Source organism: Streptomyces sp. NPDC030820 (genome assembly GCF_055572075.1).
Genome location: NZ_JBVIEB010000012.1, coordinates 73,788 through 97,850, shown reverse-complemented (window position 1 = coordinate 97,850; position 24,063 = coordinate 73,788). Strand labels below are relative to the sequence as shown.

The following is a 24,063-nucleotide window of genomic DNA, read 5'->3' as shown; positions in this document are numbered from 1 at the left end:
TCGCGTCAGCGACGCACGCGGGCCCGGTCCAGCGCCGCGATCCCGACCGCGGCCAGGGCGATCTGGATGAACCACTCGATCCAGTCCGGCCCCTTGGTGTCCGCGACCCCGAACCCGGCGGCGATCGCCGAGCCCAGCAGCGCGGCCACGATGCCGACGACGATGGTCCACAGGATGCCGATGTGCTGTCGCCCGGGGACGACCAGACGCCCCAGGGCGCCGATGACGAGTCCGATGACGATGGCGCTGATGATGCCCGAGATATGCATGTCCACCCCTTTTGGTCGAGCCTCCCGCTCAGCATCTGCCCGCTGTGAGCGGAGGTAGTCCGCTCCGGTCATTGCCGGGTCTTTCTGTTCATCGGGCCTTCATGCCATGTACCTTTCAACCACTCGACGCGTGTAGAACCCTCAAGCGGGCTCTACGCGCGCAGACTTGGCGCCGCACCGCCTCTCCCCACCCCTCATGGAGGTTCGCCGGATGCTTGGATCCAGGAGATCCCGCCGCAGACTCACCACCGCCCTGGCCGGTTTCGGGCTGCTCCTCACCGGAGCCGCCGTCCAGGTCGGCAGCGGCACCGCCGCCCACGCGGCGACCACGCACCGCATCCTGTTCGACAACGCCCACGCCGAGACGGCCGGCAACGCCGACTGGATCATCTCGACCAGCCAGCCCGACCCGCTGGGCCAGAACCCCGCCCCGTCCGTCGAGACCGACTGGACCGGCGCCCTGTCCTCCTGGGGCGTGGCGCTGCAGAAGACCGGCGACTACAGCCTGAAGACCCTGCCGTCGGGCTCCAGCCTCAGCTACGGTGGCTCTTCCTCCACCGACCTGTCGAACTTCGACACGCTGGTCCTGCCGGAGCCCAACACGCTGTTCACGAGCGCCGAGAAGACGGCGATCATGAACTTCGTGAAGAACGGCGGCGGTCTGTTCATGATCTCCGACCACACCGGAGCGGACCGCAACAACGACGGCTACGACGCCGTCGAGATCCTCAACGACCTGATGACGAACAACAGCGTCGACTCCACCGACCCGTTCGGCTTCTCGATCGACTCGCTGAACATCAGCTCCGACCACCCGGCAGCGATCAGCGACAGCACCGACCCGGTGCTGCACGGCTCCTTCGGCACGGTCACCAAGAGCCTCATCGCGAACGGCACCACCGCCACGCTCAAGCCGTCGGACAACCCGAACGTCAAGGGCCTGCTGTACCGTACGGGTTACTCCGGCAACACCGGCGCCTTCTTCCTCACCAGCACCTTCGGCAGCGGCCGCGTCGCCTTCTGGGGCGACAGCTCCCCGATCGACGACGGCACCGGCCAGTCCGGCAACACCCTCTACGACGGCTGGCACGACTCCAGCGCCACCAACGCCGCCCTCGCCCTCAACGCCACGGCCTGGCTGGCCGGTTCGGGCACGAGCAGCGGCGGTGGAGGCGGCGGCACCGGCACCTGCACGGCAGCCCAGCTCCTCGGCAACAGCGGCTTCGAGTCCGGCAACACCACGTGGAGCGCGTCCAGCGGTGTCATCACCAACGCGACCGGTGAGTCGGCTCATTCCGGCTCCTACTACGCCTGGCTCGACGGCTACGGCACCGCCACCACCGACACCCTGTCCCAGTCGGTGACCATTCCGTCCGGCTGCTCGACGGCGACGCTCAGCTTCTATCTGCACATCGACACGGCCGAGACCTCGACCAGCACGGCCTATGACACCCTCAAGGTGCAGGTGCTGGGCAGCTCCGGCGCGGTCCTCGGCACTCTGGCGACGTACTCGAACCTCAACGCGGCCTCCGGTTACACCCAGCGCAGTTTCGACCTCGGCAGCTACGCCGGGCAGACCGTCACGCTGAAGTTCACCGGCACCGAGGGCTCCCAGTACCAGACGTCGTTCGTCGTGGACGACACCGCGCTCAACGTGAGCTGAACCGGCCGGGGGCGGGCCGTACCGGTCCGCCCCCGTTCCGTCAGGCCGCCGGCACCGTCCGCTCCGGGGTGTTCCAGCCGGAGACCCGCACCCCCGGCGCCGAGCCGTGCAGATCGGCCGTCCGGTAGGTGGCGGTCAGCGTGACCGACTCGCCCGGCCACAGGCTCACCTCGTTGTCCGACCAGCGCACCGGCAGCACCGGCTTTCCCTGTGGGTCCACGAGGTGGACGTCCGTCAGCAGCGCCGGGGTCTTCCCGTTCCCGGTGTTCCGCAGGGTCACCGTCGTGGTCGACGTGCCGCCCGAGGACTCCGTGGCCGCCGTCGCCGTAACCGGCACCTGCGCCATCGAGGCGAGCCCCTGGAGATCGGCGTAACGGGTCGTCGGCGTGTAGTACCAGGTGGTGGCGGACCAGTCGAGGGTGTCGGGCCGGGTGGACAGCCAGTACACGTTCCGGCTCACCTCCTTGCCGTCCGCGTCCGTCAGGACCAGGCGCAGCAGATACGTCGACGACAGCCCGCCCACCGAGGACGGCAGGGTGAGGGCGGTGCCGTGCGCCCCGTCGCCGTTCACCGTCAGACCGGTCACGGTCCTGTCGTACCTCTGTGTGCCGTCGGGGTCGAACAGCGTGGCCCGGGCGGTGAGTCCGCTCGCGGAGCCGTGGTGGTGGTTGACGACCACGACCGAGCGGTTGTCGTACGAGTACTGGATGTGCAGCGGCTCGTTGGCCTTCTTGGCGCCGAAGTAGGCCCCGCCCTGATCCAGGTAACGGCCCATCAGCTGCCAGTGCAGGGATGTCCAGCCGCTGTTGAACATCCAGTGGATCACTCCGGTCGAGGGCTTCGAGGAGTCCGTGGCGTTGCGCTGGTACGCCTCGAACTGGGCGCGGACGTCCTCGTACTGGGCCAGCTGGGCCTTGCGCACATAGTCGGCGAGGCTCTTCGGGGCGCCGTAGCGGCCGGTGAGGGCGGCGTCGTAGATCTTGAGCGTGCCGAAGACCGGGGACGGCGAACGGTGGTACTGCCTCGCGTCCGGGTCCTTCCAGAGGGTGTCCAGTTCGGCCGGGGTCAGCATGCGGCGCAGGGTGTCGAGGGTGGGAATGCTGGGTCCGGCGCTGGTCTCCGAGTTGAAGCCGGTGGCCCCGCCCTCGCGCTTGGCGTACCAGTAGCCGGGGGGCACCCAGTCGTACGGCCCGGTCATCTTCATGCCAGAACTGCCGAGCTGTGGTGAGGAGTTGTCGGAGGCCGCGGAGACCACCGGGTCGGGCCAGTCGGCGGAGTTCAGGGCGTCCAGGTAGGTCTTCTCGATCCTCGCGTCGGGTGCGAAGTCGCTGCCCACCAGGAAGGAGATCACGCTCGGGTGGTCGCGCAGCCGGGCGGCCTCGGCGGCCATGGACGCCTTCGCCACCGGATAGTCGGCGCCGGTCCACGGCTCGCCGGTCTCGCTGCCGTTGACCTGGCCCTCCCACTTGTCGCAGCACTCCCAGCCCGGCAGCGTGAGGATGCCGTAGCGGTCGGCCAGGTCGAAGAACTCGTCCGGCTCCAGGTGCCCTTCCAGGCGGATCGCGTTCAGGCCCAGGTCGAGGGCGTACTTCAGCCGGTCCTCGACATAAGCGGTGTCCCAGCGCAGGAACTCGTCCGGCGACCAGCCGCCGCCCTTGATCAGCAGGTTCCGGCCGTTGATCCGGTACTGGCGCGCGCCGTCCGCGTTGAGCGGCGCCTGGACGTCGCGGATGCCGAAGCTCTCGTGCGCGGTGTCCGAGGCCGTCCCGGCGACGGACGCGGTGAGGTCGAGGGCGTACAGCGGCTGGCCGCCCATCCCGGCCGGCCACCACACCTTGGGCGAGGTGAGATGCAGGCCCGGGGTGTCGGCGGGGGAGAAGGTGACGGTCTTCGTCTCGTGGGCGGCGAGCGGGACCCGCCGGGTGAAGGTGGTCACGCCGATGCGTCCGGTGACCTCGGCGGTGACCGCGGAGCCGGTGTCGTTGCGGGCCTGCGCCTTCACCGTCAGGTCGGCGGAGGCGAGCGACGGCACGGCCAGCCTGGTGATCACGTGCGCGTCGCGCAGCGCCACCGGGCCGCCCCGGCGCACCAGGACGTCCCGGACGATGCCCATGTTCCGGTCGGGCGGCGGCTGGAGCCAGTCGATCCAGCCCATGGTGAGGTCCGTGTTCGGATCGTTGGGCCGGACACGGAAGGCGACCGTGTTGGTGCCGGACCCGACCAGCGAGGTGATGTCCAGCTCGTGGTGCGTGTAGGCGCCCGTGACGTCCGCGGCCTTCGCCACCTGCCGGCCGTTCACATAGACGTCCGCCGCCGAGACCACCCCGCTGAAGTCGAGGAAGGTGCGCCGCGCGGTGTCGTCGACGGTGAAGTCCGAGCGGTACCACCAGGGGACCTGGAAGTCGGCCTTCGGGATCTTCTGCTGGTTGGTGGAGAAGAACGGATCGGCGTACACACCGTCGGCGAGCAGCGCGGCCAGGACCGTGGAGCGGGGGCCCGCCGGATACCAGCCCTGCGCCGGATAGCCCGGAGAGGAGATGGCGGCCGGAGTGTCGCTCACCTTCGCCGAGGACTGGATGGCGTAACCGGCGAGCGGTGTGCCGGTGCCGGCCGCCGAGGGGACGCGGGTGGTCCGGGCGGGCCCGTGCGGTGGTGCCGGTTGCCGGGCGCCGGAAGAGGTGCCGCCGGTCAGGGAGCCGAGCAGGCCGAGGACCAGCGCGGTGACGGCGTACCGGCGTCCGAGGGCGGGGCGAGGGAACATGGCAGAGCTCCGGGCTCGTAAAGTTAGGAAACTTTACTAACTCGGTTCAAGCTAGGGGGCCGCAGGGGTCGTGTCAATCACCGTGAGGGGCTGCGCCGTTCGGCCCGTCAGGTTCCGGCCGTCCTGCGCTCGAACACCAGGTCCCGCGCCGTGCCCAGGGCCGTGGCCACCGCGCCGAGCAGCACCGCGTCCTCACCGAGCCGGCTCGGCGCGATCCGCGGTCGCAGCGGGCTGAGGGCACGCACCTGTTCCTGGACCGGACGCAGCAGCAGATCGACGCTGTGGCCGACCCCGCCGCCGAGCACCACCAGATCCGGGTCGAGCACGGCGGCGGCCGCCGCCACGGTGTGCGCGATCCGCTCGGCCTCCAGCTCCACCGCCCGCAGAGCGGCCGGATCGCCCCGCCGGGCCGCGTCGAAGACCGCCTTCGCCGTGAGCTGCCCGCTCATCCCGAACTCCCGGGCGGCCTCCACCACGGCCACCCCGGACACGGCGTCCTCCAGCCGCTCCGGCTTCTGCCGGCCCGCCCAGGGCAGGAAGCCGATCTCGCCGGCCAGCCCGTGCGCCCCCGTGAACAGCCGTCCCTCGCTGACGACGCCCATGCCGAGGCCGGTGCCGATCAGGATGTACGCGAAGAGCCGGCTGCCCGTCCCGACGCCGTACGTGTACTCGCCGAGCGCGGCCAGGTTGGCGTCGTTGTGCACCTCCAGCGGTACGCCCAGCTCCTCGCGCATCCGGTCGACGAGCCCCGCACGCCCCCAGCCCGGCAGGTGCATCGCATACCGGACCCGCCGCTGTTCCTCGTCGTAGACACCGGGCGTGCCCAGCACGCCGTGCACCACCTCGGCCGGGTCCACGCCCGAACCCGCGATCACCTGCCGGGCGGTGCCCACGACCAGATCGGCCAGTGCGGCGGAGGCGCGGGTCCGGTTGCGTACGTCCGTGCGGGCGACGACCGTGCCGTCCAGGTCGACCACCGCCACCCGCAGCCAGCCGCGGCCGATGTCCACGCCGAGCGCGTACCCGGCGGCCGGATCGGGGGCATAGAGCACGGCGGTGCGCCCGCGCTCCGGGGCGTGGGTGCCGACCTCGTGCACCAGGCCGGCCGACTCCAGGGAGGCCAGCGCGCTGGAGACGGTCGGCTTCGACAGGCCCGTCTCCCGGGCCAGTTGGGCGCGCGACGCCGCACCGAGGGCGCGCAGCCGGTCCAGCAGCAGCCGTTCGTTGGTGCTGCGCAGCCGCCGGCGGCTCCAGGGCTGTTCCTGCTGCTCTTCGGCGTCACTGACGGTCATCGGACCATTCTCATGTATTCCCGGCGCACACTTGACGCATCTAGTAAGGCTCCTTAACTTTATCGCCCAGTCAGCCCGCCGGGTGCCGTCGAGTGCGCCCGTGGCGTCAGGAGTCCCCATGTCCGGTAGCCCGCCACCCTCGGGTGGTTTCGTCCGCCGTGTAGGTCTGTTCCAGGCCACGGCCATCAACATGAGCCAGATGTGCGGCATCGGGCCGTTCGTGACGATCCCGCTCATGGTCACCGCGTTCGGCGGCCCGCAGGCGGTCATCGGCTTCGTCGCGGGCGCCGTCCTCGCGCTGTGCGACGGACTGGTCTGGGCCGAGCTGGGCGCCTCGATGCCCGGCTCGGGCGGCAGTTACGTCTATCTGCGCCAGGCCTTCCAGTACCGCACGGGCCGGCTGATGCCGTTCCTCTTCGTGTGGACGGCGATGCTCTTCATCCCGTTGATCATGTCCACGGGTGTGGTCGGCTTCGTCCAGTACCTGGGCTATCTGGCCCCGGATCTCGGGCGGACGGCGGGCGATCTGATCGGTCTCGGCATCATCGCTCTGGTCGTGCTCCTGCTCTGGCGCGGTATCGAGCACATCGCCCGGATCACCGCCGTGATGTGGGCGGTGATGATCGCCTCGGTGCTGCTGGTGATCGTCGCCGCGGCCTCCGACTTCAGCCCGCACCTGGCCTTCACCTACCCCTCGGGCGCCTTCGACCTGACGAGCAACCACTTCTGGCTCGGCTTCGCCGCCGGCCTGACCATCGGCATCTATGACTACCTCGGCTACAACACCACCGCGTACATGGGTGCCGAGATCAAGGACCCGGGCCGTGTCCTCCCGCGCTCGATCCTCCTCTCCATCCTCGGCATCATGGCGATCTACCTGCTCCTGCAGATCGGCACCCTCGGTGTCATCGACTGGCGGAGGATGGCCGACCCGCACGACATCGCCGCCACCTCGGTCGCCTCCGCGGTGCTGGAGAAGACCTGGGGCAAGGGCGCCGCCGACACGGTGACCGTGCTGATCCTGGTCACCGCGTTCGCCTCGGTCTTCACCGGGCTGCTGGGCGGTTCCCGGGTGCCCTACGACGCCGCCCGCGACCGCGTCTTCTTCCGGCCATACGAGAAACTGCACCCCCGGCACCGCTTTCCCGTGCTGGGCCTCGCGACGATGGGCGTGATCACGGCGGTCGGCTTCCTGATCGGCCGGCACACCGACCTTGCGACTCTGATCCAGTTGCTCACGACGGTGATGGTGATCGTGCAGGCGCTCGCCCAGATCGTCGCCCTCACCGTGCTGCGCAAACGCCGGCCGAGCCTGCGCCGCCCGTACCGGATGTGGCTCTACCCCCTGCCCAGTCTTGTCGCCTTCGCCGGCTGGTGCGTGATCTACGGCTACGCGGACAAGAGCTCCCCGGGCCGCCACCCCATCGAATGGTCCCTGGCCTGGCTGGCGCTCGGCTGTGTGGCCTTCGTCGTGTGGGCCCGGCTGGAGAAGGTGTGGCCGTTCGGGGAGCGGGAGATCAGCGAGGAGTACCTCGCGGGCGCGGATCCGGACGTCGCCCCCGTGGCATGACCGACTGGCCCGCGATGGGCTGGAGTCACGGCAGTCTTCGCAGGCCTCCCCGGCCGGACCCGAGTCCGCCGGGGAGGCTTTCGTTTCATGACCGAGACTGTCCTTCCCGATGCCACCGTCCACCCCGCGACCGCCGAGGACCGGCCCACCGTGGAGCGGCTGTGGCTGATGTTTCCGCCATGATCTGTCCGCCTTCCGGGGCGACCTGCCCGCCCCCGACGGCGCCTTTCGCACCGATCGGGTCGAGAGTCCCTTCACCGGGCCCGGCTGGGCGCCTCATCTGTTCGAGTGCGGCACACACCCGGCCGGCTTCGCGTAACTGCCCCCGAACGTATGGCTGTCCTTCCGCGTCGGGATGGCCGCGCCCGGCTGCGGCACCAGGAATCCCGCGTGGGCTGCCCCTCCTTGACATGCAAGTGATTGCCTGCATAACGTTGAGTGTGCGATCAGAAGACGACACCGGGATGGACAGGGTCTTCAAGGCGCTGGCCGACGACACGCGCAGGCGCCTGCTGGACCGGCTCCACGAGAACAACGGCCAGACCCTGGGTGAGCTGTGCGAGCGCATCGCCATGACGCGCCAGTCGGTCACCCAGCATCTGGCCGTCCTGGAGGCCGCCAACCTGATCAGTACGGTGCGGCGGGGGCGGGAGAAGCTGCACTACCTCAACCCCGTGCCGCTCCATGAGATCCAGGAGCGGTGGATCGACAAGTTCGAGCGCCCGCGCCTGAGCGCGCTCGGCGCCCTGAAGCGACGAGCCGAGGAAGCCATGACCGACAAGCCGAGTTTCGTGTACGTCACCTACATCGCGAGCACCCCCGAGAAGGTGTGGGAGGCGCTCACCGACGCCGAGCTGACGGCTGCTTACTGGGGCCATCGCAACGAGTCCGACTGGCGGCCCGGCTCCCACTGGGCGCATGTGCGCACCGACGGCTCGGGCATCGCCGACGTGGTCGGAAAGGTGGTGGAGAGCGAGCCGCCCACCCGGCTGGTCACCACGTGGGCCGCGCCCGACCAGGAGGGCCAGGAGGACCGGCACTCCCGCGTCACCTTCGAGATCCGCCCGTACGAGGACATCGTCCGGCTGACCGTCGTCCACGAGGACCTGAGCGACGAGGGCGAGCGCTCGGACGTCGCCGCCGGCTGGCCGGCCGTGCTGTCCAACCTCAAGTCGCTGCTGGAGACGGGCCGGCCCCTGCCGCAGGAACCGTGGCTGGTGCCGGGCCGCTGAGCGGACGCGAACGGGGCCGGTCCGCCCGAGCGGACCGGCCCTGCATACTTCCCGTACTTCCTGTTCTTCCCTCCCGTGCGTCTCCTGTCACGGCCTGGGGGTGCTCCGCGCCGCCGTACCGGCACATACCAGGCCGAGCACGAGCGCGAGTGCGCCGATGATGACGTTGTTGATGATCACGCCCTTGTCCGGGCCGCTGCCCACGATCCAGGGGGCGATGATCAGCCAGATGCCCATGGCGCACATGGCCCAGCTGAGGCCGTACATCCGCTCGGGGGCTCGGGTGAATCCCAGTGCCAGCAGCCCTATCGCTATGCCTATGATCAGGTTGTGCGTCATGAGCGCGGGCTGGCTCGTCGCGTAGTGCACTATCCACGGAGATGCCGCGCAGTAGAGCCCGAGCAGGAAGACCGGCCCGTCCACGAGCGCCACATCACGACCGCCGAGCATGCGGGCGTAGCGTGCCCGCATTTCGGAGACATCGGGGTGGGTTGATATGTCACCCCTGTGCACGTTGGCCATAACTCGTCTCCTTTGACTTGCAGGCCAGACCGTGTCTGGTGCGATGGATGATGGATGCCGTTACCATCGCATGTTCCCAGTTTGCTCTTATTTCTTCTTTATGTGTAGGCCTGTCCGGCGTACGAACTCCGCGCGACGGCGCTGGAGCGTCGGCGTACCCGGGTGGTGTCGTCGGCGGCCGGCCGGCCGTTCAAGGACGGCCCTCGTCGACGGCTGCCACGGGTGACGCATGACGACGCGACCGGACCTCACCCGGCGACGTCACGTCGACCTCGCACGCGTCTGCAGCGCATCCTGTTGCGCCGCGGTCTGATCGCCCGACTCCTCGCACCGATCCGCCGCTCTTCGCCTTCACCTCCGGCACTCGGCCCGAGCCGCCCGTACGGTCGACGTGGCGCCCGCTCGGCCCTCGACTCGCCCCACTCTCCACCGCCATTGGCGGGACGCCCGCACCTCGCGAACGAAGAGCCCACGTGTCCCTCACATGGTCAGCCGGAACCCCGAGCGGCTGTGCGGGCCTACGGCGACTTCCTCGACAAGGGCGCGCGTACCGTCGTACCGGCGAAGGACAGCAGCGCATGCTCGCCCTGCCCGGCGGCAGCCGGGAGAGCCCGGCCCAGGTGCCGACCGCGGACTGACCAACCGCCCCTGGCACACTGACGGTTCATGACACGAGAACCGAACGAGGTCGCCGGGGCCGTCACCTGGGGTCTGCTGGCCGCATGGGCCGTGCACGACACCGAGGAAGTGGTCATGGTGCCGCGCTGGGTGCGCACCCACGTGCCGGAGCTGCGCAAGAGGTTCCCCCAGGTGCCGGAGACGGTGTGGCGGCGGCTGGAGTCCGTCGACGGGCGGGAGTTCACCACGGCGGTCGGCGCGATGGCGGTGGTGCTGGCCGCCGCGTGCGCCGACGGCCACCGGACCGGGGGCCGGTCCGCCCTCTACCAGACCGCGCTCAACGCCTTCGGGCTGCACGGCCTGGTCCATCTGGCCCAGGCGGCCGCCATGCGCGGCTACACCCCGGGCTCCGCGACCACGCCCCTCGTGGTGCTCCCGTTCACCCTGTGGGCCCGCGGCCGGCTCCGCCGCTCCGGCGCCCTGCGCCCCACCCGCCCACGGCATCTGGCCGAGGGCCTCGCCTTCGCGGCGGCGGCCACGGTCGTCACCCACACACTGGCCCAGGGCGTGCTGTGCCGACGGTGACGGCGGGACACCCGGCCGACGGTGATGCCGGGGCCCGGCTCAGGCACCACCCAGCGCCCGCAGATGTGCCGACCGGGTCTCCGCCGTCTGCCCCTGCACGAGCAGGAACAGCGCCTCCCGGGCGAGGCGCTGGGCGCGGCTCGTCAGGGCCATCGACCGGCCGCCCCCGGCGACCACCGCCGCCGTGGTCGCCGTACGCAGCACCTCGTACGCCTCCGCGCGTAGCGCCAGCCGCTCCGCGACTCGCTCCAGCGGCGCCGGATGGTCGGCCAGGGCGTAGGCGCGCCGGCGCACGTCGGCCAGGCGAGCGCGCAGCGGCGCGGCCGTGTCCTCGTCCGGCAGACAGAGAGCGGCCTCCGCGACGCCGAAGACCGCGGGGTTGGCGTTCAGCGTCCTGGCCCGGTCCCCGGGCGCCCACCGCTCGTACGGCGTACGCAGGGCCACCGCCTCCTCGGGCAGCCACAGGCCGGCCAGCTCAAGGGAGACCGTGCGCGAGGCGGTGAGCGCCGCGAGACGCATCGGCTCCGAGGCTCGCAGCCCCGGCTGGTCGCGGGCTTCGGTGAACGCGAACAGCACCTCGCCCGCTTCGGTCGTCCCGGCGAGCAGCATCACGTCGTTCAGGCCCCACCCGGTGTACCAGGGCACGGTCCCGTCGAACCGCCAGCCGTCGCCCTCTCGGCGGACCCGCACCGACACGCGCGGATACGACCGCAGATGCGCGTACGCCACCCCGGACAGCAACTCCCCTCGCGACAGCGGCCCCAGCAACCGCTCACGAACGGGCAGGTCGCTCTGGACCAAGGTCTGCACCGGCGTGTGGTGCTGGGTCTGCACGAACCATGTCGTACAGCACGCCCCGGACAGGATCTCCGCGATCCGGCGGACCACGTCCGGCGGCGCGCCCGAGCCGCCGTACCCGACCGGAGCGCCCGCCCCGAGCAGCCCCGACCGTTTCACCGCCTCGATGTGGCTCATGGGCAGGCCCTCCCGGTCGACCCGCTCGGCCTCGGGAATCAGCAGGTCCGTGGCGAGCCGGTGGGCGCGGTCGAGGAGCGGATGCGCGGTGGAGGCTGTCATACGGAAGATTCTTTCGGAGATTTCTTCCGGCGCCGTGTCGATCCGGAGGCGGGCCGTTCGTGTAGGAGGTGACACACACCCGAGAGACCCTTGAGTCACCGAGGAGGACGTCATGAAGCACTACCTGCTCAGCGTGGTCCAGCCGGCCGGCGGGACCCCGCCCGCCACCGAGGCCCTCGCCGAGATCATGCGCAACGTCGAGGCCTTCAACGACGAGCTGCGCGCCGCCGGGGCCTGGGTCTTCGCCGGCGGCCTGCACGGCCCGGAGACCGCCACCATGCTGCGCCCCAAGGACGGCGAGGTACTCATCACCGACGGCCCGTACGCCGAGGGCAAGGAGTACCTGGGCGGCCTGTGCCTGATCAGGGCCGCCGACCTCGACGAGGCGCTGGAGTGGGGCCGCAAGGCCGCCCTCGCGACCACACTTCCCATCGAGGTACGGCCCTTCGTGGACCAGCACTAGCGTCTTGCCGGAACACCTCGGGAGGCTGGTTCATGCCAGCCTCTCGTCCTTGATCGCCAGCTGCCGGTCTCCCCGCCGGTAGCCCACGGTGCGTATGCCGAGCGCGTCCTTCAGCTGTCGGGCGGGCACGACCTCGGGAGCGGGGGCGGGTGCCTGCCCCGGCTTGGGCAGCGGGTAGGCGGTGGTGGTGGCGGAGTGGAAGGTGATGTTGCCCTCCGTCTTGGTGAACAGCTGGTGGACGTGCCCATTGAGACAGGTGACCGAGGAGAAGCGGCGCAGCAGCGAGATCACCTTCAACGCGTCGTCCGTGCTCCAGCCCCACCGCGGGTACATGGCGAACAGCGGGATGTGGCTGAAGACCACGACGGGCGTGTCCGACGGCAGACCCGCGAGGTCCTTGCGCACGAAATCGATCTGCTCGGTGCCGAGGTGACCCAGCTTCTCCAGGCTCAGGGTGTTGACCAGGGCGACGAAGTGCACACCGTGGGTGTCGAAGCTGTACCAGCCGTCGCCGAGCGTGCCCTTGCCGAAGGCCTGCCGGTAGGCACGGCCCGCGTCGCCGATGGAGTCGTGCTCGCCCGGCACGGTGAAGACACGATCCGTCCGCAGCCCGGCCAGCATCTGCCTGACCTGGTCGAACTGTCCCGCCGTGGACAGGTGGGTCAGGTCGCCGCTGTGCATGACGAAGTCGGGCCTGTACCCGAGCCCGTTGACCCGACGGATCGCTTCGGTGAACGAGCCGACCACGTCCGTGTTGGCCGGGCCCTGGAAGCCGATGTGGCTGTCGGAGACCTGCACGAACCGCAGTGCACCGGTCGGTGCCGCGGCGGCCCGGGCGGTGGTGTCCCCGGAGTCGGCGACATGGCTGATCACCTCTCCACCGGCCACGGTGAGCACCACGGCTCCGCCGAACCATCCGGCGTGCCGCATGAGTTGACGCCGAGTCATGCCGTGTTCGGAAGAGGGTTCTTCGGCGCCGCCGACCGGTGCCGCGCTCGGCTGGTCGTCGTATGCGGTCATGGGGTCACCTCCACGGTGCCGGTCATGAACGGATGGATGGTGCAGAGGTAGGCGTAGCTGCCGGGCTTGGTGAACGTGTAGGTGTACGTGCCGCGCTGGGCGAGGGAGGACGAGTGCAGCGGGCCGCCAGAGCCGGCGCTCGTGACGGTGTGGGCGTCGGTGTCCTGATTGGTCCAGGTCACCGTCGTGCCCGCCCTGACCTTGAGCGTGGCCGGGGAGAACGCGAAGTTCTTGATCGTCACGGTGTTCGCGGCCACCGGTGTGGCGGCCGTACCGCTGCTCGGAGAGGACATGGGCATGGTCATGCCGGGTGTGCCGGCCAGTTGATGCTGACCCGGGCCGGGCGTGAGGGAGCCGGGGTCCGAGGCGCGTGGCGAGTGACCGCACGCGCTCAGGAGTCCCAGCACACCGGCGGTGGCGACGGCGAGCCCGGCCGCACCGCGCGATCGGCGGCCCACAGGGCGGAAGTTGACGTACATGATGTGCATTCCCCACTGGTCAGGTGATGCCGTGTGCGACGGCTCATGCCTGGTTTCACGGGCGGTGGTGTCGTGTGGTTCGGTCGATACGCATCTTTTTCGCGCTTATCACCGCTTCCCATCGGTAACTCGGCATGACACGACAAATACGCAGATATGCGTGATGATCGGCCTATGCCATGGAGTGCCCGAAAACGTGGCGAAGCGGCCGATCCGAATCGCTCCGGGCGCCGTGTCTCGGGTAACGGGACCATTTCGACCACGGACGAGGAACTGCTCCGGGCTCTGTATGCCGAGCACGCAGGCCCTCTGTTCCACTACGTGCTGCGACTGACGTCAGGAGACCGGCAGTGGGCCGAGGATGTCGTGCAGGAGACCTTGCTGCGGGCGTGGCAGCACCCCGCCGCGTTCGACCCGGCACGCGGCCCGGCCCGCGCCTGGCTGTGCACGGTCGCCCGGCGCCTGGTCATCGACACGCACCGGGCCCGGCAGGCGAGGCCGGCGGAGGTGGGCGGCGATGCCCTGGACCGCGCCGCGCAGACGGCGGGCGAGGACCGGATCGAGCAGGCGTTGCAGAGCTGGGCCGTGGCCGACGCCCTCCGGACGCTGTCCGCGGACCACCGCGCCGTACTGCTGGAGACGTACTACCGGGGCCGGACCGTGGCGGAGGCGGCGCGGGTGCTGGGCATCCCGCCGGGCACCGTCAAGTCGCGCACGTACTACGCCCTGCACGCCCTGAAGCTGGCACTGCGGGAACGGGGCATCGAGCCATGACCACGGCATGGAGGAGGTGCCGGCCATGAACGCGGACCACGAGGCCCTCCGGCTGGCGCTCGGAGCATACGTCCTGGGCGCGCTGGCCCCGGCGGAGGCGGAACGGGTGCGTGCGCACCTCGCTGAATGCGACGGGTGCCGGGCGGAACACGCCGAGCTGGCTGGACTTCCGGCGCTGCTCGCGACGGTCACCGCGGCGGAGGCCGAGGGCCGGCCCGTGCCCGTCGGCGACGAGGACCCTGCCGATCGGCTGGTACGGCGGGCGGCGCAGAGCGCCGGGGGCTCACCCCAGCCGCCGCCCGGCACAACGACGCCTCGGGCCCCCGAGGCGGGGCTGCTCGACCGGATGCTCCAGCAGGCCGCCGCCAGGCGCCGCAGGACCTGGCGTCGGCAACTGGCCGGTGCGGTCGCGTCGCTGACGCTGGTCGCCGGGGCCGCGGTCGGCGGCACCTTGCTGGCGATCGGCGGAACCGTGACCGGTCAGGCGACACGACCCGCACCGGTCACGCCGGCACCGTCGCGCGTCTTCTCCGGAAGCGACCCCGGCACCGGCGTCACCGCGTCGGTGCGGGTCTCCCCCTCGGCGTGGGGCAGTGTGCTGCAGATCTCCGCCCATGGGGCGCCCGCGGGCATCACCTGCCGGTTGCAGGCGGTCGGGCCCGGGGGAACCAGGTCGGAGGCCGCCACTTGGCGTGCGGGGACGTACCCGCCCGGCACCACCGTCCCCGGGGCGGTCCCCTTGTCCCCGGCGGCCATCGAGCACTTCGAGATCGTCGCGGGCAACGGCCAGAAGCTGGTCACGATCCGGGCGTGAGCCGATCCGGGGATGAGTCAAAGAAGTTGGACAAAAAGGGCGAATGGCTCGAACCATATGCGCTCGTCGTCCGTAGAACTGAATGAGTGCTCACATTCGGGTTCCTACGCAGAAGAGCCGGAAGACCATGTTCGTGACCGATTCCGCCCGTGCCGGCTCACCCCCCGCACGGTCCTGCCGCCACCAGGCGATGCTCACGCTGCCCGCGCAGGAGGCGCATGTCCCCGCCGCCCGTCATCTCGCGGCGGAGCTGCTGGAGTGCTGGTGCGTGCCCGAGAGTGAGCGGGACTCCGCCGTCCTCATCGTCGACGAACTCGCCGCCAACGCCGCCCAGTACGGCCGCGAACGCATGACGCTGCTGCTCGCCCTCGACGGCGGCACCCTGCACATCGTGGTCAGTGACTCCGGAACGGCGGTCGAGCGCGTCCGCCATGACGTGGCCCCGGACGAGCACGGCCGCGGTACCGGCATCGTCGACTCCCTCGCCCAGTCGACCGAGGTCCACCAGACGCGCGGTGGCCGAGAAGTCCGCGCCTGTCTGCGCTGTTCGGCATGATCGGGCCCGTACGCTTCCGACGAGCGCAGAAGGGCACGGGCGCCCATGGCGGACACCGTCGATGTCGAGGCCGTCTTCCGCGCCGAGTACGGGCGCGCGGTCTCCGTCCTCGTCCGCTTCCTCGGCGACATCGACCTCGCCGAGGAAGCGGTGCAGGACGCCTTCACCACCGCCGTACGCACCTGGCCGGAGGCCGGTGTGCCGCCGAGCCCGGCCGGCTGGATCATCACCACCGCGCGCAACCGGGCCATCGACCGGCTCCGCCGCGAGTCCTCCCGGGACGCCCGGCACGCCGAGTCCGCCCGGCTGTACGCGCCCGACGCGCCGGCCGAGGAGGGCCCCGTGCGGGACGACCGGCTCCGTCTGATCTTCACCTGCTGCCACCCCGCGCTCGCCCTCCAGGCCCGGGTCGCCCTCACCCTGCGCCTCCTCGGCGGCCTGAGCACCGCCCAGATCGCCCGCGCCTTCCTGGTGCCCGAACCGACCCTCGCGCAGCGACTGGTGCGGGCCAAGGCGAAGATCCGGGACGCGGGCATCCCGTACCGCGTGCCCCACGACGCCGACCTGCCCGAACGGCTCGGCGGCGTCCTCGCCGTCGTCTACCTGATCTTCAACGAGGGCTACACCGGCGACCCGGCCCTGGGCGCGGAGGCGCTCCGGCTCGGCCGGCTGCTCGCCGCGCTGATGCCGGAAGAGCCCGAGGTGACCGGCCTGCTCGCGCTGATGCTGCTCACCGAGTCCCGGCGGCCGGCCCGGCAGGGCGCGGACGGCGTCCTCGTCCCGCTGCCCGAGCAGGACCGCACGCTGTGGGACCGCGAGCTGATCGCCGAGGGCCAGGACCTGGTCCGGCACTGCCTGCGCCGCGGCAAGCCCGGGCCGTACCAGATCCAGGCCGCGATCAACGCCGTGCACAGCGACGCGCCCACCGCCGAGGCCACCGACTGGCACCAGATCCTGCGCCTGTACGACCAGCTCATGGCCGTGGCGCCGTCCCCGGTCGTCGCCCTGAACCGTGCGGTCGCCGTGGCCGAGGCCGAGGGGCCGGCCAGGGCGCTCGGCCTCGTGGACTCCCTCGACCTCGGCAGGTATCACGTGCTGCACGCCGTCCGTGCCGACCTGCTGCGCCGCCTGGGCCGCACCGCCGAGGCCGCCGCGGAGTACGGCCTGGCCGCCGAACTGGCCGGCAGTGAGGCCGAGCGGGGCTACCTGGAGCGGCGCCGCCGGGAGACGCACCCCGACGCGACGTGACCCGCGTCACCATGACCGGCCGGAATGAACTTGAGGACCTGAAAGGTTGGCAAATACATCCACTGAGACCTAGGCTCGGGCCGAACCCGCCCGTGCACCACCAGCGAGGCATCCGTGAACCACCCCGCCATCGAGCAGCCCGCCGACATAGTGGCCCGGCTGCGCGCCACCTTCGCCACCGGCCGCACGAAGCCCGTCGAGTGGCGCACCGGCCAGCTGCGCCGACTGCGCGCGATGCTCACCGAGCGCGGCGCCGACCTCGCCGCCGCCCTGCACGCCGACCTCGGCAAGAGCAGCACCGAGGCGTACCGCACCGAGATCGACTTCACCATCCGCGAGATCGACCACACCTTGGCGCACCTGGCGGACTGGCTGCGCCCGGAGCCGGCGCGCGTCCCGGCCCACCTCGGCGCCGACGCGACGGCCTGGACGCAGTACGACCCCCTCGGCGTCGTCCTCGTCATCGCCCCCTGGAACTACCCGGCGCAGCTGCTGCTCGCCCCCATGGTCGGCGCCCTGGCCTCCGGGAACGCGGTCGTCGCCAAGCCGAGCGAGCTGGCCCCGGCCACCTCGGCCGCCCTCGCCGAGCTGATCCCGGCCTACCTGGACACCGACGCGGTCGCCGTGGTCGAGGGCGGTGTCCCGGAGACCACGGCCCTGCTGGCCGAGCGCTTCGACCACATCTTCTACACCGGCAACGGCACCGTGGGCCGGATCGTGATGCGCGCCGCCGCCGAGCACCTCACCCCGGTCACCCTCGAACTGGGCGGCAAGTCCCCGGTGTTCGTGGACCGAGGCACCGACCTGGACGTGGTCGCGGACCGGCTCGCCCGCGGCAAGTTCCTCAACGCCGGCCAGACCTGTGTCGCCCCGGACTACGTCCTGACCGACCCGGAGACCGCCGCCGCCCTGGAGGCCGCGCTGGTGCGCGCGGTGGAGGCGCTGTTCGGCGCCCACCCGGCCGAGTCGCCGGAGTACGGCCGGATCGTCAACGAGCGGCACTTCGACCGGCTCTTCGGTCTGCTCGGCTCCGGCCGGGTCGCGGTCGGCGGCGAGAGCGACCGTACGGCGAAGTACATCGCGCCGACCGTCCTCGCGGACGTCGACCCCGGGTCGCCCGTCATGCAGGAGGAGATCTTCGGCCCGATCCTGCCCCTCGTCACCGTGGCCGGCCTGGACGAGGCGATCGCCTTCATCAACGACCGGGACAAGCCGCTCGCCCTCTACGTCTTCAGCGAGTCCGAGCAGACCCGCGCGCGCATCGCCGCCGAGACCTCCTCCGGCGGCCTCGGCCTCGGCCTACCCCTCGCCCATCTGACCGTCTCCGACCTGCCCTTCGGCGGGGTGGGGGAGAGCGGCACGGGCAGCTACCACGGGCGCTACTCCATCGAGACGTTCAGCCACCGCAAGGCGGTCCTGGACAAGCCGCTGAGCTGAATTCCCTTGCATGACAGGGCGGATGTGCGAAACTCCGCCGAATGACCGCTGAAACGATCACTGCGGACGCCTCCGGCACCTTCGAACTCGGCGACCTGCCCGTCCACCGCATCGGCTTCGGAGCCATGCGGCTGACGGGCAGCGCCGCGTTCCACCTCGGCACGCCCAGCGACCGTGCGCGCTCGACCGCCGTGCTGCGCCGGGCCGTCGAACTGGGTGTGAACCACATCGACACCGCCGCCTTCTACTTCTCCGCCACGCGCTCCGCCAACGAACTGATCAACACCGCCCTCGCCCCGTACCCCGAGGGCCTGGTCATCACCACCAAGGTCGGCCCCTTCCGGGGCTACCACGGTGAGTGGGGCGACCCGGCTCGCCCCGACCAGCTGCGCGGCCATGTGGAGGAGAACCTGCGCCAGCTCGGGCGCGACCATCTCGACGTCGTCAACTTCCGCCGGCAGGAGCAGGACTCGATCGCCGAGCACTTCGGCGCGCTCGCCGAACTGCGCGAGGCCGGCCTGATACGCCACCTGGGCATCTCCGGTGTCGGACCGCGCCACCTCGCCGAGGCACTGGAGATCGCCCCGGTGGTGTGCGTCCAGAACCGGTACGCCCTGGACCGGCCCGATCCCGTCGACGACGAGATGCTGCGCCTGTGCGGCGAACACGGCATCGCGTTCGTCCCCTTCTTCGCCGTCGCGGGCCAGGCCGGACCGCGGGCGGCGGCCGACACCCATGACGACACCGTGCGCGACATCGCCCGCGCCCACGGAGTGAGCCCCGCGCAGCTTCGCATCGCCTGGACCCTGCACCAGGGGCCCCATGTCCTCGCCATCCCCGGCACCGGCAACCCGGACCACGTCGCCGAGAACGTCGCGGCGGGCGCGCTGCGCCTCACCTCGGACGAACTGGCACGGCTCGACGCCCTGCACACCCCGGCGAGCCGACGATCGGCCCTCCCATAATGGTGCGGGGGCACAGCCGTACGAAGACTCGATTGACTACCATCGTGTAGACGGTCGCCTGGACCGCACACGACGACGGGGTGAGGGACGTTCCATGACCGAGGGGAAGGACGAGCGCCGGCCGGCCGGTGAGCTCGAGGCGAGCGTCATGGCCGCACTCTGGGCCGCGGGCGGACCGCAGACACCCGGCCAGGTCCAGCGGAGCCTCGGCGCGGACCTGGCCCGTACGACGGTGACCACGATCCTCACCCGCCTGTACGACAAGGGCGTCGTCGAGCGGCACCGCCAGGGCCGCGGCTACGCCTACCTCCCGGTCCGGGACGTCCAGGACGCCCATGGCCTCACCGCCCGCCGGATGCACAGCGAACTCGACCGGGACAGCGACCGCCAGACCGTCCTCGCCCGCTTCGTCGCCCAGCTCAGCCCCGACGACGAACGGATCCTGCGGGACCTGCTCGAACCCGACGAACGATGACCGCGCTCCTCCTGCTGCCCCTGCTGCTGCCGTTCGCCCTGCCGGCCCTGGCCCGCCGGGCCCTGGACCGGCTGGCCCCGGCCGCCGCGCTGTGGGCCGTCACCGGCTGTGCGGTGGTGCTCGCCGGCTGCTCGCTGGCCGCGCTCGGCTCGTTCGTGCTCATCGGGCTGCTCAAGGTCCCGCTCTTCGCCGCGCTCGGCGAGCTGATACACCCGCTGCGCACCGCCTCGGACCTCGTCGTGCTGCCGGCCGCCGCGACCTCCGTCGGTGCGCTCGCCGTCTGCGGCTGGACCCTCGTGCGCTCGGTGCTGCACCAGACCCGCGCCTTCCGCGCGGCCCGCACGGAGGCGGGGCGCGGCCCCTCGGCCGGCGATCTGTGCGTGGTGGACTCGCCCCGCCCGGACGCCTACGCGCTGCCCGGCCGTCCGCACCGCATCGTCGTCACCACCGCGATGCTGCGCAGCCTGGACGGCCCCGAGCGGGAGGCGCTGTTCGCACACGAACGGGCGCACAACGACGGCCACCACCACTACTTCCTGGCCGCCGCCGAACTCACCGCGCACTGTCATCCGGCACTTCGCCCGGTCCGCGGGACCATCCGCCTCGCCGCCGAGCGCGCCGCCGACGAGGCCGCCGCCGCGAGTGTCGGCGACCGGCGCCTGACCGCCCGGGCCATCGCCCGCGCGGCCCTCGCCGGACAGGCGGCCCGCTCAGCCCACTCCGGGCGTCCCGACTTCGCGCCTGCCGCGACCACCGGCCCCGTCCCGCAGCGCGTCGAGGCGCTGCTGGCCGCACCTCTCGTGCCCCGGGCCGGCCGTGCGATCGCCGCCCTGCTCATCGCCTGCACCGCCGTCTCCTGCGCCGCCTCGGTCGCCGGCATGGCCGATTTCCACCAACGGGTGGAGATCGCCCAGGGCGACGAACGGCCCTGACGCGCAGCACCCGGGATCAGTCGCGGCAACCTTTCGGCAACCCGGTCGCAACGCGCGTAGAACGAGACTGGCGCCGGAGGCGTTTTACGTATAACCTCACCCGCTAACCGCCCTCACCGGAAGGTTCCGATGCGACGCGTCGCCCTGGTCACCCTCGTCGTCGACGACTACGACGAGGCCATTCGCTTCTACACCGAGGCCCTCGGCTTCCGGCTCGCCGAGGACGCCCCGCGCCCCGACGGCTCCCGCTGGGTCGTCGTGGAACCCGGCGGCCCCGGCACCGGGCTGCTGCTGGCCCGCGCCAGGGGCGAGGCCCAGCGGGCCCGCGTCGGCGACCAGACCGGCGGGCGCGTCGGGTTCTTCCTGCACACCGACGACTTCGCCCGCGACCACGCCCGGATGGCCGCGGCCGGCGTGACCTTCCTGGAGGAGCCGCGCCACGAGCCCTACGGCACCGTCGCCGTCTTCCGGGACCTGTACGGCAACCGCTGGGACCTGCTCCAGCCCGCCGCCTGATCACTTCCGAAACACCGAACCACCTGCCGAGGAACGCCCTGCCATGACCGCGCCCCGCATCGACACCGAGACCCTCCGCCGGCTCCCCAAGGCCGTGCTGCACGACCACCTCGACGGCGGCCTGCGCCCCGCCACCGTCGTCGAACTCGCGGCGGAGATCGGTCACACCCTGCCCACCACCGACCCCGACGAGCTGGCCGCCTGGTACTTCGAGGCCGCCAACTCGGGCGACCTGGTGCGCTACATAGCCACCTTCGAGCACACCCTCGCCGTCATGCAGACCCGTGAGGGCCTGCTGCGCACCGCCGAGGAGTATGTGCTGGACCTCGCCGCCGACGGTGTCGTCTACGCCGAGGTGCGCTACGCCCCCGAGCTGAACACCCAGGGCGGGCTGTCGATGAGCGAGGTCGTGGAGACCGTGCAGGAGGGCCTCGCCGCCGGTATGGCCAAGGCGGCCGCCGCCGGCACCCCCGTACGGGTCGGCACCCTGCTGTGCGGCATGCGGATGTTCGACCGGGTCCGCGAGGCCGCCGACCTGGCCGTGGCCTACCGCGACGCCGGTGTCGTCGGCTTCGACATCGCCGGCGCCGAGGACGGCTTCCCGCCCGCCGACCACCTCGCGGCCTTCGAGCACCTGCGTCGCGAGAGCGTGCCCTTCACCATCCACGCCGGCGAGGCGCACGGCCTGCCCAGCATCCACCAGGCCCTGCAGGTGTGCGGCGCCCAGCGGATCGGCCACGGGGTGCGGCTGACCGAGGACATCGTGGACGGCAAGCTCGGCCGGCTCGCCTCCTGGGTGCGCGACCGCCGGATCGCCCTGGAGATGTGCCCCACCTCCAACCTGCAGACCGGCTGCGCCGCCTCGATCGCCGAGCACCCGATCACGGCCCTGAAGGACCTCGGCTTCCGGGTCACCCTCAACACCGACAACCGTCTGGTGTCGGGGACGACGATGACCCGGGAGATGTCCCTGCTGGTCGAGGAGGCCGGCTGGACCGTCGAGGACCTGCGCACGGTCACGGTGAACGCCCTCAAGAGCGCCTTCGTCCCGTTCGACGAGCGCACGGCCCTCATCGAGGACGTGGTCCTGCCGGGTTACGCGGCCGCGCTCTGAACCAGCCCCCTGAGGTAGGCGGCCTGTCCGATGTGCTGAAGGTCGTCGGACAGGACGCTCACCAGCCGGACACCCAGGCTGACCGGGGGATCCCAGCGCTCGTCCACGATCCGTTCCAGATCCTTGGCGGCAAGGCCGCGCAGCGCGCCGAGGGTCTGCTCGTGCACGGCGTCGTAGTAGCCGGTGAGCAGGTCGGCGGACTCGACCCGCACCTTGGCGACCTTGGCCGGGCTGTGCCCGTAGCCGGTGTCGTGCCGGGGCAGGTCGAGGCCGAAGCGCTTCTCCCAGCCCTGGGAGAGCCACACCTGGTCGAGGTCGAAGGCGTCGGCGATGTGGTCGTCCTGCACCCGGGTGAGATGCCACACGAGCCAGGCGACGGAGTTGGCGTCGGGGGCCGGGCGGTGGTGCAGCGCGTCCGGTCCGAGGCCGTCGAGGGCGGCATGGACTTCTTCCTGGATGCGGCCGTAGCCGTCGATGAGGATGTCCTTTGCATGCATACCGTCCACCATCCCAAACAGCGGGCACTCACGCCTCCGGAATCCAACTCCCGTGGAAGCCGAGCGGCACCCGGGGGGGGTGCCGCCGTCCGGTGTCAGACGCCCCTGCCAGAAAAGGACGGTGACGATCCGTCACCCCGCCTGCGGGGTGTGCCGCTGTCCGGCCGGTGCCCAGGCCGGTGAGTGCGCTCTGCGGGGGCGGGCGGCCGTGATCAGGAGACCTGGGACCCCTCCTGGGGTGGTGCCAGGCCCCCTGTCCCAACGCCGGTCTCCAGGAGCGCGACGAGCGCCCGGGCGGCCGGACTGGTGGCGCGGTCCGGCGGCAGCAGCGCCACGGTCTCGTACTCCGTCTCGCCCGTGCCCTTCAGCGGCAGCGCCGTGAGCGAGGGCCGCTTGTGCCGGAAGTGCCGGGGTACGACCGCGATCCCCAGGTTCTCGTCCACCAGGTCCAGCAGGCTGTGCACGTCGTTGACCTCCAGTGCGACCGTGCGCCGGACACCGGCCGCGGCGAACGCGGCGTCGGTGGTGCGGCGCGGACCCCAGTCCGGGTGGAAGTCCACGAAGACCTCACCGGTCAGGTCCTCGGGGGCCAGCACCGCGCCGGCCGAGGCCAGCCGGTGGCCGGGATGGCACAGCACGGTCATCGGCTCGCTCGTCAGCGACACCGAACGCAGCTGGTCGCTGTCCGCCTGGGTGCGGTAGGCGAAGGCGAGGTCGATCCGGCCGGCCGCCACCTCCTCGGCCAGCGCACCCGAACCGGCCTGCCGCAGCCGGATCTCCACGTCCGGATGCCGGCCCCGGAACGCGGCCAGCAGCCGTGCCACGTGCACTCCGGCGATGCACTGCTCGGTGCCCAGCGCCAGCGTGCCGCGCAGCACGCCCTGCACCGCCGCGACCGCCTCGTGCGCCGCACGGACCTGCGCCAGGATCCGCTCGGCCTCCACCAGCAGCGCCCGCCCCGCCTCGGTGAGCGTCACCCGCCTGGTGGTACGCACGAACAGCGGCGCCCGCAGCTCCCGCTCCAGCGCCCGGATGGACGCCGACAACCCCGACTGGGACACCATCAGGCGTTCGGCGGCCCGGGTGAAATGCTGGTCCTCGGCAACGGCGACGAAGTGCTGGAGATGGCGCAGTTCCATGATTGAGAAGCCTAGCCGCTGAATTCCATCGGATTCTTCTGTTGG

Annotated in this window: 24 protein-coding genes; 15 read left to right on the top strand and 9 right to left on the bottom strand. The window is 71.3% G+C overall.

Going from position 1 to position 24,063, the window contains the following annotated elements:
- Window positions 1-5: 5 nt before the first annotated feature.
- On the bottom strand, window positions 6-269 hold the full coding sequence (locus ACZ418_RS30235; protein ID WP_451007697.1) for a GlsB/YeaQ/YmgE family stress response membrane protein: 264 nt from the start codon (window positions 267-269) through the stop codon (window positions 6-8).
- A 211-nt stretch (window positions 270-480) separates the two neighbouring features.
- On the opposite strand from ACZ418_RS30235, the gene ACZ418_RS30230 reads away from it, so the two are divergent.
- Window positions 481-1,932: a hydrolase gene (locus tag ACZ418_RS30230; protein WP_468369178.1), complete on the top strand. Its 1,452-nt coding sequence runs from the start codon at window positions 481-483 to the stop codon at window positions 1,930-1,932.
- A 40-nt stretch (window positions 1,933-1,972) separates the two neighbouring features.
- Here the strand turns inward: ACZ418_RS30230 and ACZ418_RS30225 are convergent, their stop codons facing one another.
- Both ACZ418_RS30225 and ACZ418_RS30220 read right to left on the bottom strand, forming a co-directional pair.
- Window positions 1,973-4,693: a glycoside hydrolase family 2 protein gene (locus tag ACZ418_RS30225; RefSeq protein WP_468369176.1), complete on the bottom strand. Its 2,721-nt coding sequence runs from the start codon at window positions 4,691-4,693 to the stop codon at window positions 1,973-1,975.
- Between the two features lie 107 nt (window positions 4,694-4,800).
- Window positions 4,801-5,985, bottom strand: a complete 1,185-nt coding sequence (locus tag ACZ418_RS30220; protein ID WP_468369174.1) for an ROK family transcriptional regulator — start codon at window positions 5,983-5,985, stop codon at window positions 4,801-4,803.
- Between the two features lie 118 nt (window positions 5,986-6,103).
- Here ACZ418_RS30220 and ACZ418_RS30215 point away from each other — a divergent pair, with 118 nt between their 5' ends.
- Window positions 6,104-7,555, top strand: coding sequence for an APC family permease (locus tag ACZ418_RS30215; RefSeq protein WP_468369172.1), 1,452 nt, complete (start codon window positions 6,104-6,106; stop codon window positions 7,553-7,555).
- A 464-nt stretch (window positions 7,556-8,019) separates the two neighbouring features.
- On the top strand, window positions 8,020-8,787 hold the full coding sequence (locus tag ACZ418_RS30210) for an ArsR/SmtB family transcription factor (RefSeq protein WP_468369618.1): 768 nt from the start codon (window positions 8,020-8,022) through the stop codon (window positions 8,785-8,787).
- An 87-nt stretch (window positions 8,788-8,874) separates the two neighbouring features.
- Here the strand turns inward: ACZ418_RS30210 and ACZ418_RS30205 are convergent, their stop codons facing one another.
- Window positions 8,875-9,309, bottom strand: coding sequence for an SPW repeat protein (locus ACZ418_RS30205; protein ID WP_468369169.1), 435 nt, complete (start codon window positions 9,307-9,309; stop codon window positions 8,875-8,877).
- 666 nt (window positions 9,310-9,975) lie between these two features.
- Here ACZ418_RS30205 and ACZ418_RS30200 point away from each other — a divergent pair.
- Window positions 9,976-10,512 (top strand): HXXEE domain-containing protein, encoded by a 537-nt coding sequence (locus ACZ418_RS30200; protein WP_468369167.1) that lies wholly within the window; start codon window positions 9,976-9,978, stop codon window positions 10,510-10,512.
- A gap of 39 nt (window positions 10,513-10,551) precedes the next feature.
- Here the strand turns inward: ACZ418_RS30200 and ACZ418_RS30195 are convergent, their stop codons facing one another.
- Window positions 10,552-11,589, bottom strand: coding sequence for an acyl-CoA dehydrogenase family protein (locus tag ACZ418_RS30195; RefSeq protein ID WP_468369164.1), 1,038 nt, complete (start codon window positions 11,587-11,589; stop codon window positions 10,552-10,554).
- Window positions 11,590-11,701: 112 nt separating this feature from the next.
- Here ACZ418_RS30195 and ACZ418_RS30190 point away from each other — a divergent pair, with 112 nt between their 5' ends.
- Window positions 11,702-12,052 (top strand): YciI family protein, encoded by a 351-nt coding sequence (locus ACZ418_RS30190; RefSeq protein WP_388634247.1) that lies wholly within the window; start codon window positions 11,702-11,704, stop codon window positions 12,050-12,052.
- 30 nt (window positions 12,053-12,082) lie between these two features.
- Here the strand turns inward: ACZ418_RS30190 and ACZ418_RS30185 are convergent, their stop codons facing one another.
- Both ACZ418_RS30185 and ACZ418_RS30180 read right to left on the bottom strand, forming a co-directional pair.
- Window positions 12,083-13,072, bottom strand: a complete 990-nt coding sequence (locus ACZ418_RS30185; RefSeq protein ID WP_468369161.1) for a metallophosphoesterase family protein — start codon at window positions 13,070-13,072, stop codon at window positions 12,083-12,085.
- Entirely contained in the window at window positions 13,069-13,551 is a 483-nt protein-coding gene (locus ACZ418_RS30180) for a cupredoxin domain-containing protein (protein WP_468369158.1), read from the bottom strand. The genes ACZ418_RS30185 and ACZ418_RS30180 overlap by 4 nt, the downstream gene beginning before the upstream one ends.
- A 156-nt stretch (window positions 13,552-13,707) precedes the next feature.
- On the opposite strand from ACZ418_RS30180, the gene ACZ418_RS30175 reads away from it, so the two are divergent.
- The 10 genes from ACZ418_RS30175 to ACZ418_RS30130 all read left to right on the top strand — a co-directional run bounded on the left by ACZ418_RS30175 (window position 13,708) and on the right by ACZ418_RS30130 (window position 22,382).
- Complete coding sequence (locus ACZ418_RS30175; RefSeq protein ID WP_468369155.1) at window positions 13,708-14,325, top strand: sigma-70 family RNA polymerase sigma factor; 618 nt, start codon at window positions 13,708-13,710, stop codon at window positions 14,323-14,325.
- A 25-nt stretch (window positions 14,326-14,350) separates the two neighbouring features.
- A complete protein-coding gene (locus ACZ418_RS30170) occupies window positions 14,351-15,139 on the top strand; it encodes a zf-HC2 domain-containing protein (RefSeq protein WP_468369153.1) in 789 nt (262 codons plus the stop codon).
- Between the two features lie 127 nt (window positions 15,140-15,266).
- Window positions 15,267-15,695: an ATP-binding protein gene (locus ACZ418_RS30165; RefSeq protein ID WP_468369151.1), complete on the top strand. Its 429-nt coding sequence runs from the start codon at window positions 15,267-15,269 to the stop codon at window positions 15,693-15,695.
- Window positions 15,696-15,740: 45 nt separating this feature from the next.
- Window positions 15,741-16,943: an RNA polymerase sigma factor gene (locus ACZ418_RS30160; RefSeq protein ID WP_468369149.1), complete on the top strand. Its 1,203-nt coding sequence runs from the start codon at window positions 15,741-15,743 to the stop codon at window positions 16,941-16,943.
- 114 nt (window positions 16,944-17,057) lie between these two features.
- Window positions 17,058-18,380, top strand: coding sequence for an aldehyde dehydrogenase family protein (locus tag ACZ418_RS30155; protein WP_468369147.1), 1,323 nt, complete (start codon window positions 17,058-17,060; stop codon window positions 18,378-18,380).
- Between the two features lie 41 nt (window positions 18,381-18,421).
- A complete protein-coding gene (locus ACZ418_RS30150; RefSeq protein WP_468369145.1) occupies window positions 18,422-19,345 on the top strand; it encodes an aldo/keto reductase in 924 nt (307 codons plus the stop codon).
- Between the two features lie 94 nt (window positions 19,346-19,439).
- Window positions 19,440-19,820 (top strand): BlaI/MecI/CopY family transcriptional regulator, encoded by a 381-nt coding sequence (locus ACZ418_RS30145; RefSeq protein WP_468369142.1) that lies wholly within the window; start codon window positions 19,440-19,442, stop codon window positions 19,818-19,820.
- The gene (locus ACZ418_RS30140; protein WP_468369140.1) at window positions 19,817-20,752 is read left to right on the top strand and encodes a M48 family metalloprotease; all 936 of its coding nucleotides are present in this window, start codon (window positions 19,817-19,819) and stop codon (window positions 20,750-20,752) included. The genes ACZ418_RS30145 and ACZ418_RS30140 overlap by 4 nt, the downstream gene beginning before the upstream one ends.
- Before the next feature lie 129 nt (window positions 20,753-20,881).
- On the top strand, window positions 20,882-21,268 hold the full coding sequence (locus ACZ418_RS30135; RefSeq protein WP_468369137.1) for a VOC family protein: 387 nt from the start codon (window positions 20,882-20,884) through the stop codon (window positions 21,266-21,268).
- A gap of 43 nt (window positions 21,269-21,311) precedes the next feature.
- Window positions 21,312-22,382, top strand: coding sequence for an adenosine deaminase (locus ACZ418_RS30130; protein WP_468369135.1), 1,071 nt, complete (start codon window positions 21,312-21,314; stop codon window positions 22,380-22,382).
- Here ACZ418_RS30130 and ACZ418_RS30125 read toward each other — a convergent pair.
- Window positions 22,364-22,879 carry a mycothiol transferase gene (locus ACZ418_RS30125; protein WP_468369133.1) on the bottom strand — a complete coding sequence of 172 codons (516 nt, stop codon included), beginning with the start codon at window positions 22,877-22,879 and terminating at the stop codon, window positions 22,364-22,366. The genes ACZ418_RS30130 and ACZ418_RS30125 overlap by 19 nt on opposite strands.
- A gap of 212 nt (window positions 22,880-23,091) precedes the next feature.
- Window positions 23,092-24,018, bottom strand: coding sequence for a LysR family transcriptional regulator (locus ACZ418_RS30120; RefSeq protein WP_468369130.1), 927 nt, complete (start codon window positions 24,016-24,018; stop codon window positions 23,092-23,094).
- Between the last annotated feature and the right edge of the window lie 45 nt (window positions 24,019-24,063).